The sequence below is a fragment of the Thauera sp. SDU_THAU2 genome (assembly GCF_038260575.1).
In the GTDB taxonomy this organism is placed as follows: Bacteria; Pseudomonadota; Gammaproteobacteria; order Burkholderiales; family Rhodocyclaceae; genus Thauera.
Genome location: NZ_JBBWUN010000003.1, coordinates 1,142,264 through 1,157,727, shown reverse-complemented (window position 1 = coordinate 1,157,727; position 15,464 = coordinate 1,142,264). Strand labels below are relative to the sequence as shown.

Annotated in this window: 12 protein-coding genes, 6 tRNA genes and 2 pseudogenes; 6 read left to right on the top strand and 14 right to left on the bottom strand. The window is 64.5% G+C overall.

The features are described 5' to 3' along the window. Window positions 1-10: 10 nt before the first annotated feature. The 5 genes and pseudogenes from ilvN to fdxA form a co-directional block, all read right to left on the bottom strand. A complete protein-coding gene (ilvN, locus tag AAFL97_RS06580) occupies window positions 11-331 on the bottom strand; it encodes an acetolactate synthase small subunit (RefSeq protein WP_263461376.1) in 321 nt (106 codons plus the stop codon). Next, on the bottom strand, window positions 331-1,995 hold the full coding sequence (ilvB, locus tag AAFL97_RS06575; protein WP_341644238.1) for an acetolactate synthase large subunit: 1,665 nt from the start codon (window positions 1,993-1,995) through the stop codon (window positions 331-333). The genes ilvN and ilvB overlap by 1 nt, the downstream gene beginning before the upstream one ends. 340 nt (window positions 1,996-2,335) lie before the next feature. After that, window positions 2,336-4,006: pseudogene (locus AAFL97_RS06570) on the bottom strand (long-chain-fatty-acid--CoA ligase). 225 nt (window positions 4,007-4,231) lie between these two features. After that, window positions 4,232-4,681 carry a CBS domain-containing protein gene (locus tag AAFL97_RS06565; protein ID WP_263461373.1) on the bottom strand — a complete coding sequence of 150 codons (450 nt, stop codon included), beginning with the start codon at window positions 4,679-4,681 and terminating at the stop codon, window positions 4,232-4,234. A 95-nt stretch (window positions 4,682-4,776) separates the two neighbouring features. Continuing rightward, entirely contained in the window at window positions 4,777-5,100 is a 324-nt protein-coding gene (fdxA, locus tag AAFL97_RS06560; RefSeq protein ID WP_263461372.1) for a ferredoxin FdxA, read from the bottom strand. Window positions 5,101-5,382: 282 nt separating this feature from the next. On the opposite strand from fdxA, the gene trxA reads away from it, so the two are divergent. Both trxA and rho read left to right on the top strand, forming a co-directional pair. Beyond that, window positions 5,383-5,709 (top strand): thioredoxin TrxA, encoded by a 327-nt coding sequence (gene trxA, locus AAFL97_RS06555; RefSeq protein ID WP_068637016.1) that lies wholly within the window; start codon window positions 5,383-5,385, stop codon window positions 5,707-5,709. Window positions 5,710-5,925: 216 nt separating this feature from the next. Continuing rightward, entirely contained in the window at window positions 5,926-7,143 is a 1,218-nt protein-coding gene (gene rho, locus AAFL97_RS06550; RefSeq protein WP_341644237.1) for a transcription termination factor Rho, read from the top strand. 110 nt (window positions 7,144-7,253) lie between these two features. Here the strand turns inward: rho and AAFL97_RS06545 are convergent, their stop codons facing one another. Then, the gene (locus tag AAFL97_RS06545) at window positions 7,254-8,105 is read right to left on the bottom strand and encodes a 3-hydroxybutyryl-CoA dehydrogenase (RefSeq protein ID WP_341644236.1); all 852 of its coding nucleotides are present in this window, start codon (window positions 8,103-8,105) and stop codon (window positions 7,254-7,256) included. A gap of 239 nt (window positions 8,106-8,344) precedes the next feature. On the opposite strand from AAFL97_RS06545, the gene AAFL97_RS06540 reads away from it, so the two are divergent. From AAFL97_RS06540 to AAFL97_RS06525, 4 genes and pseudogenes are all read left to right on the top strand, one after another. After that, window positions 8,345-8,965: a hypothetical protein gene (locus AAFL97_RS06540; protein WP_341644235.1), complete on the top strand. Its 621-nt coding sequence runs from the start codon at window positions 8,345-8,347 to the stop codon at window positions 8,963-8,965. Continuing rightward, window positions 8,962-9,633, top strand: coding sequence for a HAMP domain-containing protein (locus tag AAFL97_RS06535; RefSeq protein WP_341644234.1), 672 nt, complete (start codon window positions 8,962-8,964; stop codon window positions 9,631-9,633). The genes AAFL97_RS06540 and AAFL97_RS06535 overlap by 4 nt, the downstream gene beginning before the upstream one ends. Then, window positions 9,537-11,152, top strand: a pseudogene (locus AAFL97_RS06530) (PAS domain S-box protein); the annotation flags it as partial. The gene AAFL97_RS06535 and the pseudogene AAFL97_RS06530, both read left to right, overlap by 97 nt. A gap of 21 nt (window positions 11,153-11,173) precedes the next feature. After that, on the top strand, window positions 11,174-12,037 hold the full coding sequence (locus AAFL97_RS06525) for a putative bifunctional diguanylate cyclase/phosphodiesterase (protein WP_341647108.1): 864 nt from the start codon (window positions 11,174-11,176) through the stop codon (window positions 12,035-12,037). Window positions 12,038-12,194: 157 nt separating this feature from the next. Here the strand turns inward: AAFL97_RS06525 and AAFL97_RS06520 are convergent. From AAFL97_RS06520 to rssA, 8 genes are all read right to left on the bottom strand, one after another. Beyond that, a tRNA-Asp gene (locus tag AAFL97_RS06520) sits at window positions 12,195-12,271 on the bottom strand. A gap of 67 nt (window positions 12,272-12,338) precedes the next feature. Then, window positions 12,339-12,414, bottom strand: a tRNA-Glu gene (locus tag AAFL97_RS06515). Between the two features lie 27 nt (window positions 12,415-12,441). Beyond that, window positions 12,442-12,517, bottom strand: a tRNA-Ala gene (locus AAFL97_RS06510). 90 nt (window positions 12,518-12,607) lie between these two features. Then, window positions 12,608-12,684, bottom strand: a tRNA-Asp gene (locus AAFL97_RS06505). Window positions 12,685-12,751: 67 nt separating this feature from the next. After that, window positions 12,752-12,827 (bottom strand) — tRNA-Glu (locus AAFL97_RS06500). A 27-nt stretch (window positions 12,828-12,854) separates the two neighbouring features. Continuing rightward, a tRNA-Ala gene (locus tag AAFL97_RS06495) sits at window positions 12,855-12,930 on the bottom strand. Window positions 12,931-12,990: 60 nt separating this feature from the next. Beyond that, complete coding sequence (locus AAFL97_RS06490) at window positions 12,991-14,415, bottom strand: FAD-binding oxidoreductase (RefSeq protein ID WP_341644233.1); 1,425 nt, start codon at window positions 14,413-14,415, stop codon at window positions 12,991-12,993. Window positions 14,416-14,472: 57 nt separating this feature from the next. Then, window positions 14,473-15,435 (bottom strand): patatin-like phospholipase RssA, encoded by a 963-nt coding sequence (gene rssA, locus AAFL97_RS06485; RefSeq protein WP_341644232.1) that lies wholly within the window; start codon window positions 15,433-15,435, stop codon window positions 14,473-14,475. Between the last annotated feature and the right edge of the window lie 29 nt (window positions 15,436-15,464).

Genomic DNA, 15,464 nt, shown 5'->3' with positions numbered 1-15,464 from the left:
CACGCGGAAATCAGTGGAAGAAGCCTTCCAGCCGCTCGAACACCTCGTGCTCGGCGCCATGGCGGCGGACGTTGAGCACGTCCTCCAGCTTCTCGACCTGGCGCACCATCTGCTCCAGCCGGTGATCGTCGAACACCAGCAGCCAGATGCGCGAGCGCTTGCCGTCGGACACCGGCATGCACAGGATGCCTTCGACGTTGAAGGCGCGGCGCGCGAAGAGATTGCAAATGTGGCTCATCACGCCTGGATGGTTGTTCACATCCAGCTCGAGGACGACCTTGGCAAAGGTGTTGGCTTGCGGCAGCGGGTCGGCAACCTGTTCGATCATCATCAGCCTCCGATCATTTCGGTGTTGGCGGCACCCGGCGGCACCATGGGATAGACGAATTGTTCGCGATCGATCGTCGCGTGGATCAGGCAGGGCCCGGGTTCGCCGAGCGCCTTGGCCAGCGCCGCACGCGGATCGTCCGCCTGGTCGAGATCGAGCGCCGGCACGCCGAAGCCTTCGGCGATCTTGACGAAATCCGGCTCGACCCGGTAACGGGAGGCGAACTGGCGCTTGCCGTAGAACAGCGCCTGCTGCTGGTACACCAGGCCGAGCGCGTTGTTGTTCATCAGCACGATCTTGAGGTTGAGCCCCTCCTCGGCCAGCGTGGCGAGTTCCTGGATGTTCATCTTGAAGCTGCCGTCGCCGGTGAAGCAGACCACCGTGCGCTCGGGTTCGGCCAGCGCCGCGCCCATCGCCGTCGGCAGGCCGAAGCCCATCGTCCCCAGCCCGCCCGAGGTCAGCCACTGGCGCGGGCGGCGGAAGGGGTAGGCCTGGGCGACCCACATCTGGTGCTGGCCGACGTCGGTGGCGATCACCGCCTCGTCGTCGAGGGCATCGGCCACCGCCTTGATCAGGCCGTAGTGGCTGCGCGGATCGTCGATGTCGGGGAACTGCATCGGGAAGCGCTGCTTCAAGTCCGCGACCTGGGCCAGCCAGTCCGTGCGCAGCGCTGCCTTGACGCGCGGCAGCAGGGCTTCGAGCGCTTCGGTGACGTCGGCATGGATGGCGACGTGGGCGTTCTTGATCTTGTGCAGCTCCGAACGGTCGACGTCGATATGCACGATCTTCGCGTTCGGGCAGAACTGCGCCGCACGGCCGATCGCGCGGTCGTCGAAGCGGGCGCCGACACAGATCAGCAGGTCCGCCTCCTCGAGCACGAAGTTGGTGTAGCGGGCGCCGTGCATGCCGAGCATGCCGACCGACAGCGGGTGATCGACCGGCATCGCACCGAGCGCCATCAGCGTCATCGTCGTCGGCAGCCCGCCCTGCTCCGCCAATTGCACGGCCAGCGGCGACGCGCCGGAATGGATCACGCCGCCCCCCAGATAAAGTACCGGACGCACGGCCTCGTTGATCATCCGCGCGGCGTCCTCGACCGCCGTCATGTCGAGTTGCGGCGGCAGGTCGGCGACGGCCGGCGGCGGCGGCTCCTGCACGTCGACGAGTTGGTTCTGCACGTCCTTCGGCACGTCGATCAGCACCGGGCCGGGCCGGCCGGACATGGCGATGCGGAAGGCGTCGGGCACGACTTCGAGCAGTTCCTCGGCGGAGCGGACGAGGAAGTTGTGCTTGGTGATCGGCACCGTGATGCCGTAGATGTCGACTTCCTGGAAGGCATCCGTGCCGATCATCGATTGCGGCACCTGGCCGGTGATGACCACCATCGGGATCGAGTCCAGGCAGGCATCGGCGATCGCGGTGACGAGGTTGGTCGCGCCGGGGCCGCTGGAGGCGATGCACACCTGCGGCACGCCGGACACGCGCGACATGCCCTGGGCCATGAAGCCCGCACCCTGTTCGTGGCGTGCCAGCACATGGTGGATGCTGCTGGCCGACAAGGCGTCATAGACCGGCAGGATGGCGCCGCCGGGCAGGCCGGCGATGGTCTGCACGCCCTGGCGTTCGAGCAGGCGCACGATCAGTTGCGCGCCGGTGAGTTGAGTCATGATGTTCTCCTTCTTGGTTTCAGCGACATCACCGGCGAGGTTCCAGAATGCAAAAACCCCCGCCGGGCTTGCGCGCCGACGGGGGTTTGGAATCCTGCAGTTCGAGTGTTCTGTCCCGTTACGACGCGCGCATGCCTACGCTTACTACGCGTACGGCTACGACCACGACGGAGAAGAAACGGGAAATGGAACGCATGATGGCTCGAAATGAATTGCGCTTCGAATGAAACCACGAATGCGCCGCCAATACAAGCGCTTTATGAGCAAAAAAACGCCGTCGGTCTCGATCTGCCGAACTGGCCGTGCCGAACTGGCCGTACCGAACCGCAGGGCTTGCACCTCACGCGTTCCCGTCGCGCAGCTCCCGGCGCAGGATCTTGCCGACGTTGCTCTTGGGCAGTTCGTCGCGGAACTCGATCCGGTGAGGCACTTTGTAGCCGGTCAGGTTCTGCTGGCAGTAGGCGATCAACTCCTTCTCGGTCAGGTTCGGATCCTTGCGCACGACGAAGACCTTCACCGTCTCGCCGCTGCGCTCGTCAGGAACCCCGACCGCGGCCACTTCCATCACTCCCGGATGGCTGGCGACGACATCCTCGACTTCATTAGGATAGACGTTGAAACCCGATACCAGGATCATGTCCTTCTTGCGATCGACGATCGAGATGAAGCCCTTGTCGTCGATCACCGCGATGTCGCCGGTGCGCAGGAAGCCATCCGGCGTGAAAGCGCGCGTGGTCTCCTCGGGAAGCTGCCAGTAACCTCGCATCACCTGCGGCCCGCGCACGCACAGCTCGCCGCGCTGACCGACCGGCTGCTCGATGTCGGCATCGTCGCGGATGCTGATTTCGGTCGAAGGCACGGGCAGGCCGATGGCATGGTTGAACGCGGGCAGGTCGAGCGGATTGATCGTGACCGCAGGCGAGGTTTCGGTCAGGCCATAGGCCTCGACCAGCGGAATCCCGGTCACCTTGCGCCACTTCTCGGCAACGACCTGTTGCACGGCCATGCCGCCCCCGAGGGCAACACGCAGGTTCGAGAAGTCGAGCCTGGCAAAGTCGGGGTTGTTCAACAAGGCGTTGAACAAGGTATTGACCCCGGTGATGACGGTGAACCTGTGCTTGCCCAGTTCCTTGACGAAGCCGGGGATGTCGCGCGGATTGGTGATCAGTACGTTGACTGCGCCGATCTTGAAGAAAGTCAGGCAATTCGCCGTCAGCGAGAAGATGTGATACAGCGGCAGCGCAGTGATGATCAGCTTCCTCGCCCTCCTTCACGAAGGGGCCGATCCAGGCGTGGGCCTGCTGAAGGTTGGCGACGATGTTGCCGTGGGTCAGGATCGCGCCCTTGGCCTTGCCGGTCGTCCCCCCGGTGTATTGGAGGAAGGCGATGTCTTCATGTCCCAGTTCCACCGTCTGCAGGCGATGGCGCCCGCCTCTCGCCAGGGCATCGCTGAAGCGCACCGCGCCGTCGAGGCGCCAGGGCGGGACCATCTTCTTCACCCGGCGGACGACGAAATCGACCAGCATCGACTTCGGGAAACCCAGCATCTCCCCGAGGCTGGTGACCACCACGTGCTTCACCGCTACCTTCGCGCGCACCTGCTCGAGCGTATGGGCGAAATTCTCGACGATGACGATGGCGTCTGCGCCCGCATCCTGCAGCTGGTGTTCGAGTTCCCGCGCGGTGTATACAGAGGATTGACGTTGACGACGGTATAACCCGCGCGCAGGGTGCCGAACAGGGCGACGGGATACTGCAGCAGATTAGGCATCATCAGTGCCACGCGGGCACCGGCAGGCAGCTTCAGTTCCCCCTGCAGGTAGCCGGCAAACTGCGCCGACAGGCGATCGAGCTCGGCGTAGGTGATGCCCTTGCCCATGCAGATGTAGGCCGTGCACGACGCGAAGCGGCGCACACCCTGCTCGAAGAGATCGACCAGCGAGCGGAACTCGTTGATGTCGATTTCGGCAGGCACGCCGGCGGGGTAGCTTTTCAGCCAGATCTTGTCCACGGTATCTCCTCCTTTTGTTGGAAAAAAGCCGGTCGAACCAGGTTCGACCTGCCGCCCTCCCAAGGCGTCGGGCGGGAGCCCGTGGCCCCGCCTTCCATTCCAACTGCCATCCCGCTCCTGTTATGTGTCGCGGAGCGTGGATGCTGCGTGCCTCGCACGGCACGCACAGGAGGGGCGACGACACGAGGCCGCCGCCGCTCTGGGCCTTTCAGCCCCTCGCCTGTTTCAGCCCTCCTCTTCCTGTGAAGGCCAATTGCGGATGTAGTTCTTCAACATCCGGTTCTCGAAGCTCTGTTCCTCGAGCACCGCCTTGGCGACGTCGTGGAAGCTGACGACGCCGAGCAGGGTATGCCCATCCATCACCGGCAGATAACGCTGGTGATGCTCGACCATCATGCGCCGCAGTTCGTCCATCTCCATGTTCGGCGACGCCGTCTGCGGATCGGCGATCATGACGTCCTCGACGGCAAGCGACTGCCAGTCCGCCGCGCCGCGCCGGACCCCCTGCAGGACTTCGCGGAAGGTCAGCATGCCGACCATCTGGCCACGCGAGAAGACCACGAGCGAGCCGACGTCCTGCTCGTCCATGATGTCCACCGCTTCAGCGACACTCTTGTTCGGCGCAATGGTGAACAGCACCTTGCCCTTGATCGCGAGAATTTCGCTAACCAGCATCTCGTCTCCCTGAGGATCATTCGCGTCATCGATGCGCCATCTTAGAGCATCGGCCGATGACCGGGAAGGCACCCGGCCGCCTGCCACTGCAAGGCTCAGCGCTTCAGTTCGCCCAGCTTGCCCTTGACCTGCGCCCACTCCTCAGCATCCGGCAAGGAATCCTTGCGTTCGACGATCGGCTTCCACTGCTTCGAGAGTTCGGCGTTCAGCGCGATGAACTGCTGCTGGTCCGCCGGCACGTCGTCCTCGGCGTAGATCGCCTCCACCGGGCATTCGGCCACGCACAGCGTGCAGTCGATGCACTCCTCGGGATCGATGACGAGGAAGTTGGGGCCTTCACGGAAGCAGTCCACCGGGCAGACATCGACGCAGTCGGTGTATTTGCAACGGATACAGGATTCGGTCACTACGTAAGCCATCGTTCTCTCCAGCCAGATCGGGGCCCGGGCCCCTGCAGACGACAATATAGTGCAGCCGTTTGCGTTTTCACCACGCTTCGCGCGCGAAACATCGTTTTCGGCGCATCGATTCTCTTGACGCGCGCCGCGTCATGGCATAAGTTTCGCCGAAATTCTTCGAGAGAAGGCTCTCCGCTTCTCTCCAGGCCGGGCGACTCTGCCTGCCCTGACCCCTCCATACCTGCAGTACCCCCACGAGGCGCCTCTGCCTCGTCCATACCCGCCACCCTGATGTGAGGAATCATGAGCGAGCATATCCACTATGTGACCGACGGCAACTTCGACTCCGAAGTGCTTCAGTCCCAGACCCCCGTTCTGGTCGATTACTGGGCCGAATGGTGCGGTCCGTGCAAGATGATCGCGCCGATCCTCGATGACGTCGCCAAGGACTATGCCGGCAAGCTCAAGGTCGCCAAGCTCAACATCGACGAAAACCAGGATACTCCCGCCAAGTACGGCATCCGCGGCATTCCGACGCTGATGCTGTTCAAGAACGGCAACATCGAGGCGACCAAAGTGGGCGCCCTTTCCAAATCTCAACTGACCGCCTTCATTGACAGCAACATCTAAGCCGGACCAGTCTCCGGCCCGTTCTCGCGGGGCTTCGCGCGCTCGTCGCCGCGGCGCGCGCAACCGCGACGGTAATTCCCCCAGAATCCGCAGATCGAAGACGACCTGTTCGACGTCGAGAACGCCGGCGAGGAAAACTCCACGCCGCGCGACGCCAGCGTCCCCGCGCTTCACCTGTCCGAGCTCAAGGCCCTGCACGTCAGCGAACTGCTGCAGATGGCCATGGAGAGCGGCGTCGAAGGCGCGAACAGGCTGCGCAAGCAGGAACTCGTCTTCGCGCTGCTGAAGAACCGTGCACGCAAGGGCGAACCGATCTGTGGCGATGGCGCACTCGAAGTGCTGCCTGACGGCTTCGGCTTCCTGCGCTCCCCCGACACCTCGTATCTCGCCGGCACCGACGACATCTACGTCTCGCCATCGCAGATCCGGCGCTTCAACCTGCGCACCGGCGACACGATCGAAGGCGAGATCCGCACGCCGAAGGACGGCGAGCGCTACTTCGCGCTGACCAAGCTCGACCGCATCAACGGCCGCCCGCCGGAAGAGTGCAAGAGCAAGATCCTGTTCGAGAACCTCACGCCCCTGCACCCGCAGGAATGCCTGAAGCTCGAACGCGACATCCGCGGCGAAGAGAACATCACCAGCCGCGTGATCGACATGATCGCGCCGATCGGCAAGGGCCAGCGCGGCCTGCTCGTCGCCCCGCCCAAGAGCGGCAAGACGGTGATGCTGCAGCACATCGCCCATGCGATCACGTCCAACCATCCCGACGTCAAGCTGATCGTGCTGCTGATCGACGAGCGCCCGGAAGAAGTGACGGAGATGCAGCGTTCGGTGAAGGGCGAGGTCGTGGCCTCGACTTTCGACGAACCCGCCACCCGCCACGTCCAGGTCGCCGAGATGGTGATCGAGAAGGCCAAGCGCCTGACCGAGCACAAGTACGACGTGGTGATCCTGCTCGACTCGCTGACCCGCCTCGCGCGCGCCTACAACACCGTGGTGCCGGCATCGGGCAAGGTGCTGACCGGCGGCGTCGATGCCAACGCGCTGCAAAAGCCCAAGCGCTTCTTCGGCGCCGCGCGCAACATCGAGGAAGGCGGCTCGCTGACCATCATCGCCAGCGCGCTGATCGACACCGGCAGCCGCATGGACGACGTGATCTACGAGGAGTTCAAGGGCACCGGCAACATGGAGCTCCACCTCGACCGGCGCATGGCGGAAAAGCGCGTCTATCCGGCGATCAACGTCAACCGCTCGGGCACCCGCCGCGAAGAGCTGCTGCTCAAGCCGGACGTGCTGCAGAAGGTCTGGATCCTGCGCAAGCTGCTGTACGGCATGGACGACATCGATGCGATGGAATTCCTGCTCGACAAGATCAAGGCCACCAAGGGCAACGCCGAATTCTTCGACGCCATGCGCTCTGGCCGCGGCTGATCGGCACTCTCCCGCCCCACCAGACACGAACGCCACCCCTCGGGTGGCGTTCGCTTTTTCGGGCGAGGCAATCGCGGCGCTCTTGTGACGCCGGCGCCACACCGGCCCGATCAGGAATAGTCGAAGAAACCCTTGCCGCTCTTGCGGCCGAGATAGCCGGCCTCCACCATTTCCACCAGCAGCGGCGCCGGGCGATACTTCGGGTCCTTGAAACCTTCGAACAGCACCTGCATCACCGCCAGCTCCACGTCGAGGCCGATCAGGTCGCACAGCGCCAACGGGCCGATCGGGTGGTTGCAGCCCAGCTTCATCGCCTCGTCGATCTCGGCCGCCGTCGCCAGGCCTTCGCCGAGCGCGAAGATCGCCTCGTTGATCATCGGGCACAGCATGCGATTGACGACGAAGCCCGGGCTGTTGCGCACCTTGACCGGCGTCTTGCCCAGAACGCCGGCAAAGGCCTCGACCTTGTCATGGGTTTCAGCACTGGTCTGCAGGCCGCTGATCAGTTCGACCAGCGCCATCATCGGCACCGGATTGAAGAAATGCATGCCGATCACCTGGCTCGGCCGCTGGGTCGCCGCCGCCAGCTTGGTGATCGAAATCGACGAGGTGTTGCTCGCCAGAATGGCATCGGGCCGCATGGCGGCATCGAGCCTGGCGAAGAGGTCGAGTTTCAGTTGCAGGTTCTCGGTCGCCGCCTCGATGACCAGATCGCAGTCTCCGAGCGCATCCACCGAAGTCGCCGTGGCGATGCGCGCCATCGCCGCATCCTTCTGCTCGACGCTCAGCTTGTCCTTCTTGATCAGCCGGTCGAGGCTCGAAACGACCGTCGCCAGGCCGCGCCGCACCTGCGCTTCGCCGATATCCATCATCACCACGTCCAGGCCCGAGACTGCGCAGGCCTGGGCGATGCCGTTGCCCATCGTCCCGGCGCCCACCACACCGATCTTGCCGATACTCATCGTCTTCATTCTCCAGTCATCACTTCGATTCATGCAGCCGCCGCCAAGGGACGAATCCATACCACGGCGTATGGATCACGACTCTAGCGGATAAATCGCACCGGCACCAGCCTGCCCCGCCGCAACGCGCTCATGCACACCGTATTGCCGCTGCGTCCGTTACACTGCACATGCAGCCTGGATCTCACCCGTACCGCAGATCTTCATTCCATTGGGCACAAGCGCGACCCAGCCTCGTGATGGCCAGACAAAACCGATCCTTCGCAAGAGCACTGCTGCTCAACATTGTCGGCCTAGTCCTGGCGCTCGGCTTCGCCCTGCTGGCCATGCTGGTCTGGCAAGGCGCCACCAGCACCGAAGAAGCGGCGCAGCAAAAGATCGACGAATCGCTCGACCGGGCGATCGAGCGCCTGCGGCTTCTTGTCATCGCGGCGGAAATGACGGTGGATTCGGCAGCGCGCGCCTTGTACATGTCCGGAACGACCGGCGCCGGCTTGCGCCCGGCCCTGGAAAGCTCCTTGTCCGCATTCGAGCAGCGGCCCGAATTGAGCTACCTCGGCATCGTCCTGCCCACGAACGGCGAATACGGCACCCTGGAGCGCACCAGCACCGACGAAATCCTGCTCTGGCTCTTTCCGGGTACACGCCCCGACGACAGGTTCACGCGCAACCTCATGCTGACCGAGAACGGCTTCTCCCTGCACGAGGAGCGTCCCAGCGACGATTACGACGCCCGAACCCGCCCGTTCTATCTCGCAGGCCTGACGGTTCCGACCGGCGGCGGCTGGATTGCGTCGTACCGATGGATCATCCATTTCCAGGAAGCAGACACCACCCCCTCTGGGGCTTCAGCTATGTGAAAGCTCTTCGGGACCACGACGGCAGGCTGCTCGGCGTGCTGGACGCGGATTTCGACATCCCGGCGCTGAATCGCTTCCTGGCGGGTATCGCCGAGGAATACGACGTCCGTCTCCAGATCGTCGAGCTGGGAGATGCGCCGCGTCTGGTGGGCGGCCCGCAGGTCGGCCGGATACCGCTGCCGGTGCCGGAAGAACTGGCTTCCCTGGCCGCATCCTCCGCCCATTCCTTTGCGGGAAGGATTCAGTCGGGCGAGGAGCGCCGCTGGGCCGCCGCGCACCGCTTCGAGCTGAAGGGCGGCTCATCCTGGATGGTGATCGCATCGCGCGAAGCATCGCTGATCGAAGCCCCGCTGCGGCGCCAGTTGTATCAAGTGGGCGGCATGGGGCTGGCGATGGTGCTGGCCCTCGTGCTGATCTCGGTGCGCCTGGCACGCCGCTTCGGCAAGCCCTTGACCGCACTGGAACGCAGCGTGGCTGCCATCGGCCGCAGCGAGGCCGAGAGCACGCCGACGATCACCCCGGCCTCCGGGGGTTCCGGGAAACGCAGTTGCTGGAGAAAGCGCTCAGCCGCATGGCCTCGGCCATCCGGGACCGGGAAGGCAAGCTCGCAGCGAACACCGCCAAGCTGCTGCAGGCCCAGGAGCAGCAGATGGCCTCGCTGGCTCTGAAAGGCGCGATATTCGACTCCACGAATACGACGATCTTCAGTCTCGATGACGGCCTCGCCATCATCGAATGGAACACTGCAGCCGAGAACCTTTTCGGCCTGGAACGGAGGCAGGTGCTCGGGCGCGCCATCCAAGAAGTGCTGTCTTCTCCCGATGGCCCCGCCGACTGGGCGGCGATCCTGGCCACCACGGGCACCGGCCTGTTCCGCTTTCTCGGCGCCCGCGGTGCATTCGATGCAGAGTTGCGCATCATTGCCCTGAATCAGGATGGCCAGGCGATACGCACGCTGATCATCAACGACGTCTCGGCACGCAAGATGGCCGAGCGGCGGCTGCAGCAGGAGCGCGATTATGCCGATGCCGTGCTCAACAGCCTGCCGGGCGTCTTCTATCACTGCGACGAGAACGCACGGCTGCAGCGCTGGAATCGCAACCTCGAACTGATCACCGGCGCCACGGCCGACGACCTGACCGGTATCGATCCGCTGGATTTCTTTCCCGAAGACGAGAGGGCGCTGGTCAAGGACAGGATCGCCGAGATCTTCGACAAGGGAGAAGCCCATTTCGAAGCAAGCTACCGGCTGCCGAACGGGCAGCGGGTCCCCTGCCTGTTCACCGGCCTGCGCTTCGAGCACGACGGTGCCCGGGGTTTCGTCGGCGTCGGTACCGACATTTCGGAGCGCAAGCGGGCCGAGCGGGCGGTGCGGGACAGCCTCGCACGATTCCACGCGGTCGCGCGCGCCACCGGAGACGTGGTGTGGAACTGGGATCTCGAAAGCGACACGATCTGGTGGAACGAGAACTTCCAGCGCCAGTTCGGCTACGACGCGGAGGAGATCGAACCCACGATCATGTCGTGGACGTCCCGGATTCATCCCGACGACCACGATCGAGTGAGCACCCGCGTCCGCTCCGTCATCACCGGCAGCGGCGATACATGGACCGATGAATTCCGCTTCCGCCGCAAGGACGGCAGCTACGCGGACGTGTTCGACCGCGGCTACGTGCTGCGCAATGCTGCTGGCCGTGGCGTGTGCATGGTGGGCGCGATCCAGGACATCACCGAGCGCAAGAAGGCCGAGCAGCGCCTGCGCTACCTGGCCACGCACGACGAGCTCACCGACCTGCCGAACCGCAACCTGCTCCAGGACCGCCTGGAGCAGGCCATCGCGCACGCCGGCCGCACGGGCCGGCCGCTCGCGCTGCTGTTCCTGGATCTCGACCGCTTCAAGGTCGTCAACGACGCCTACGGCCATCCTTTCGGCGATGCCGTGCTCAAGGCGGCCGGGCACCAGCTCGCGACGCTGGTGCGCAAGGCGATACCGTCGCCCGTCACGGCGGCGACGAATTCCTGATCCTGCTGACCGATCTGCATACGCCTGCCGACGCCGACGCCGTGGCACGAGCCATCACCGAGAAGCTACGGCAGCCGCTCGTCGTGCAGGGCCGTGAAATCCACCTTTCCGGCAGCGTCGGCCTGAGCATGTTTCCGCACGACGGCACAACGGTCGAGGCGCTGATCAGCAGTTCCGACATCGCCATGTACCGCGCGAAGAGCCTGGGGCGCAACATGTACCAGGGATTCACGCACGAAATGAGGGAAGAGACGCAGCAGCGCGTCAAGCTCGAGACTTCGCTGCGCGGCGCCGCGGCCGCCGGTCAGTTGCAACTGGTCTATCAGCCGAAGCTGAACCTGGCGAACGGCACGATCATCGGCTGCGAGGCACTGCTGCGCTGGCAGCATCCCGAGCTCGGCATGGTGCCGCCCAGCCGCTTCATTCCGGTCGCCGAGGATTCGGGCCTGATCATGCCGATCAGCGACTGGGTGCTGCGAACGGCCTGCCTGCAGGCCAAGGCGTGGTCCGCCGCAGGCCTGCCGGCCACCACGGTGGCGGTGAACATCTCCGCGCGCCAGATCCTGCAACATGACGTGGCCGAATGGACGCTCGGCATTCTCGGCGAGACCGGGCTCGCACCGCACTTGCTCGAACTGGAGCTGACCGAGAGCCTGATCGCCCAGGACGTCGACAAGGTGACCGCAACCTTCGGCCGCTTGAAGGATGCCGGCGTGAAACTGTCCATCGACGACTTCGGCACCGGTTACTCCAGCCTCAGCTACCTGAAGCACTTCCCGGTGGATACGCTGAAGATCGATCAGTCCTTCGTACGCAATATGCTCACCGAACCCGACGACGCCGCCATCGTGCGCGCCGTGATAATGCTGGCCCACAACCTCAGGTTCAAGGTGATCGCGGAAGGCGTCGAGACTGCGGAGCACTGCCGGCTGCTGCGTGAGCACCGGTGCGACGAGATCCAGGGTTATTACATCAGCAAGCCGGTGCCGGCGGGCGAATTCGAAGCCATGCTGCGCAATGGGGTGCAGCTTCCCGTCTGCCGGGCATGACGGCCAGGCGCGCGAGGCAAAGACGCCACCAGGACACCGGGTCCTGGCCGATCGCGCAAGCACTGCGGAGCTGCGCTTTCTTCGTTGCGCCGGAACGGCGTGCAATGGGCACAAAAAAGGGCTGCACAGCGTGTGCAGCCCTTTTTGAGACATGATATGGCGGAGTGGACGGGACTCGAACCCGCGACCCCCGGCGTGACAGGCCGGTATTCTAACCGACTGAACTACCACTCCGCACTGACCTGCAACCGGCGTTCCTGCCGGTTCTGCCTTCCAGCCACTCGGGCTGAAACGCCTTGTATGGCGTCCCCACGGGGATTCGAACCCCGGTTATCGCCGTGAAAGGGCGGTGTCCTAGGCCTCTAGACGATGGGGACTGCGGTACTGCAAAACTTCACCTCGTTTGGTGGAGGTAAGCGGGATCGAACCGCTGACCTCTTGCATGCCATGCAAGCGCTCTCCCAGCTGAGCTATACCCCCACAACGAGCCGGCGATTATAGCAACCACTGGCGCTCTTCGCAAGATTTTCGGCCTTTGAAAACCTTGCTCGAGCATGGCCCGAATGAAACTGGCGGAGTGGACGGGACTCGAACCCGCGACCCCCGGCGTGACAGGCCGGTATTCTAACCGACTGAACTACCACTCCGCACTGACCTGCAACCGGCATTCCTGCCGGTTCTGCCTTCCAGCCACTCGGGCTGAAACGCCTTGTATGGCGTCCCCACGGGGATTCGAACCCCGGTTATCGCCGTGAAAGGGCGGTGTCCTAGGCCTCTAGACGATGGGGACTGCGGTACTGCAAAACTTCACTTCGTTTGGTGGAGGTAAGCGGGATCGAACCGCTGACCTCTTGCATGCCATGCAAGCGCTCTCCCAGCTGAGCTATACCCCCGTCACCGAAGAGCGCGAATTATAGGATGCAGATTTCGGTCTGTAAACACCAATTTCAGCTTCAAGCCTTCTTTTCTTCAGGTGGCAGCACCTTTCCCGGATTCATCAAGCCGCCCGGGTCGAAAGCCCGCTTGACCGCCCTCATCATGTCGATTTCCACCGGCGACTTGTAGCGCGGCAGCAACTCGCGCTTGAGTTGCCCCAGCCCGTGTTCCGCCGAAATGGAGCCGCCGAGTTCGGCGACGAGATCGTGCACGATCCGGTTCGCTTCGGACGTCCGGGACATGAACTCCTGGTTGTCGGCCGCCTGGGGCTTCGACAGATTGTAGTGCAGGTTGCCGTCGCCGATATGGCCGAAAGCGACGATGCGCACATCGGGCCAGACGGCCTGGAGGGCGATGCGGGCGCGTTCGAGGAACAGCGGGATGCGGCTCACCGGCACGGAAACATCGTGCTTGATGCTGAAGCCCTCGATCCGCTGGGCCTCCGAGATGTTCTCGCGCAAAGCCCACAAGGCATGTGCCTGAGCAAGACTGGCCGCGATCACGCCGTCGATCGCCAGCCCCCGTTCGACGGCCAGCGCAAGTGCCCGGGCGAGCAGCTCATCGAGGGACACATCGGCACTGTCCGACAGTTCGAGCAGCACGCTCCACTCCGCCTCGAACGGCAGCGGCGCCCGCATGCCCGGGATATGCGCCAGCACCAGCTCGAGCGCGCTGCGGTCGACCAGCTCGAAAGCCGTCACCCGGTCGCCGCAGGCATCACGCATCGAGCCGAGCAGGCCGACCGCCGCCTGCGGGTCCGGCACCGCGATCCAGGCCGTCGAGCGGCTGCGTATCGCCGGAAACAGCTTCAGCACCGCGGCAGTGATCAGGCCCAGCGTCCCTTCCGCACCGACGAAAAGCTGCTTCAGATCGTAGCCGGTGTTGTCCTTGCGCAAGCCGCGCAGGCCATCCCAGATGCGGCCATCGGGCAGCACGACTTCGAGCCCGAGCACGAGTTCACGCATGTTGCCGTAGCGCAGGACCTGCACGCCGCCGGCGTTTGTCGACAGATTGCCCCCGATCGTGCAGCTTCCCTCGGACGCGAGCGACAGCGGGAACAGCCGATCCGCTGCGGCGGCGGCCTGCTGCACACTCATCAGGGTGCAGCCCGCCTCCACCGTGACGGTATTGTTGTCGGCATCGATGGCGCGGATGCGATCGAGTCGCCTCAGGCTCAGCACCACCGCACGTCCGTCGTTCAATGGCGTCGCGCCGCCGCACAAGCCGGTATTGCCGCCCTGCGGCACCATCGGCACGTGCGCCGCGGCACACAGGCGCACCACCGCGGCAAGCTCCTGCGTCGTCGCCGGCAGCACCACGGCACATGCCGCACCCTTGTAGCGGCCACGCCAATCGACGAGGTAGGGAGCGGTGTCTTCGGCATCGGTGAGCACATGGCAGTCGCCGACGATCCGCTGCAGTTCCTGAATGAACTCATCCATGCCCAAACTCCTGCTCAGCGTTTCGCGCGGACGAGGCTGCCAGCCATCCGGCGATGTTCAATCGGCGTCGTGGCCCAGTACATAGCGCAGCAGGGGCCGCATGCGCATCACTGCCGCTTCGCCTTCGGCCAGCGCTTCCGCAGCGCGGTGGTAATCCATCAGGCCGAGCTGGCCGACGCGCGGCGAGATCATGACGTCCGCCGGCTCCCCCGCCAGGCGGCTGCGCGCGATGCGCACCTGCATGATGTTGATGCTCGAGCTGATGACCGATATCAGCGACGGCGCCGCTTCCTCGCCGCTGCCATTACCGTTGCCGTTGCCGAAGCCGAATCGCGACAGCAGACGTTCGCTCCAGCCGGCTTCGGTTTCTTCCGACGGCGTCGGCTCGATCGCGGCCCGCTGGAAAGCACGGCCGACCATGTCCGAGCCGAGATCGACGGCGATCACGATGTCGGCCCCCATCGCCCGGCACAGCGACACCGGCACGGGATTGACCAGGCCGCCATCGACCAGCAGGCGCCCTTCGTGCATCACCGGCGTCATCAATCCCGGCAAGGCGATCGAGGCGCGTACTGCCGCGGAGACACTGCCTTCCTGCAGCCAGATTTCGCGGCCGCTCGTCAGTTCGGTGGCGACGCAGGCGAAGCGGGTTTCCAGTTCGGAAAAATCACGGTCGACGAAGTTGCGCTCGAAGAAACCGATGAGCTTGTCGCCCTTGATCAGCCCGCCGCGCAGCGACACGTCGAGCAGGGAGACCACATCCTGCCACTTGAGCGTTTCCGCCCACTGGGTGAGCTTGTCGAGATCGCCCGACGCTGCGGCGGCGCCGACGAAGGCGCCGATCGAGCAGCCGCAGATGATGCGGGGCTGGACGCCCTCCTCCGCCAGCGCCCGCAGCACGCCGAGATGCGCCCATCCGCGCGCCGCACCGCTGCCCAGCGCAAGACCGATGACCGGCTCGTGCCGGTGGAGCGGCTTGACGCGCGGCTTGGCCGGCGCCTGCGGATCAGGCTCATCCATGGCGGATCATCCTGACGCCGGCCGCAACA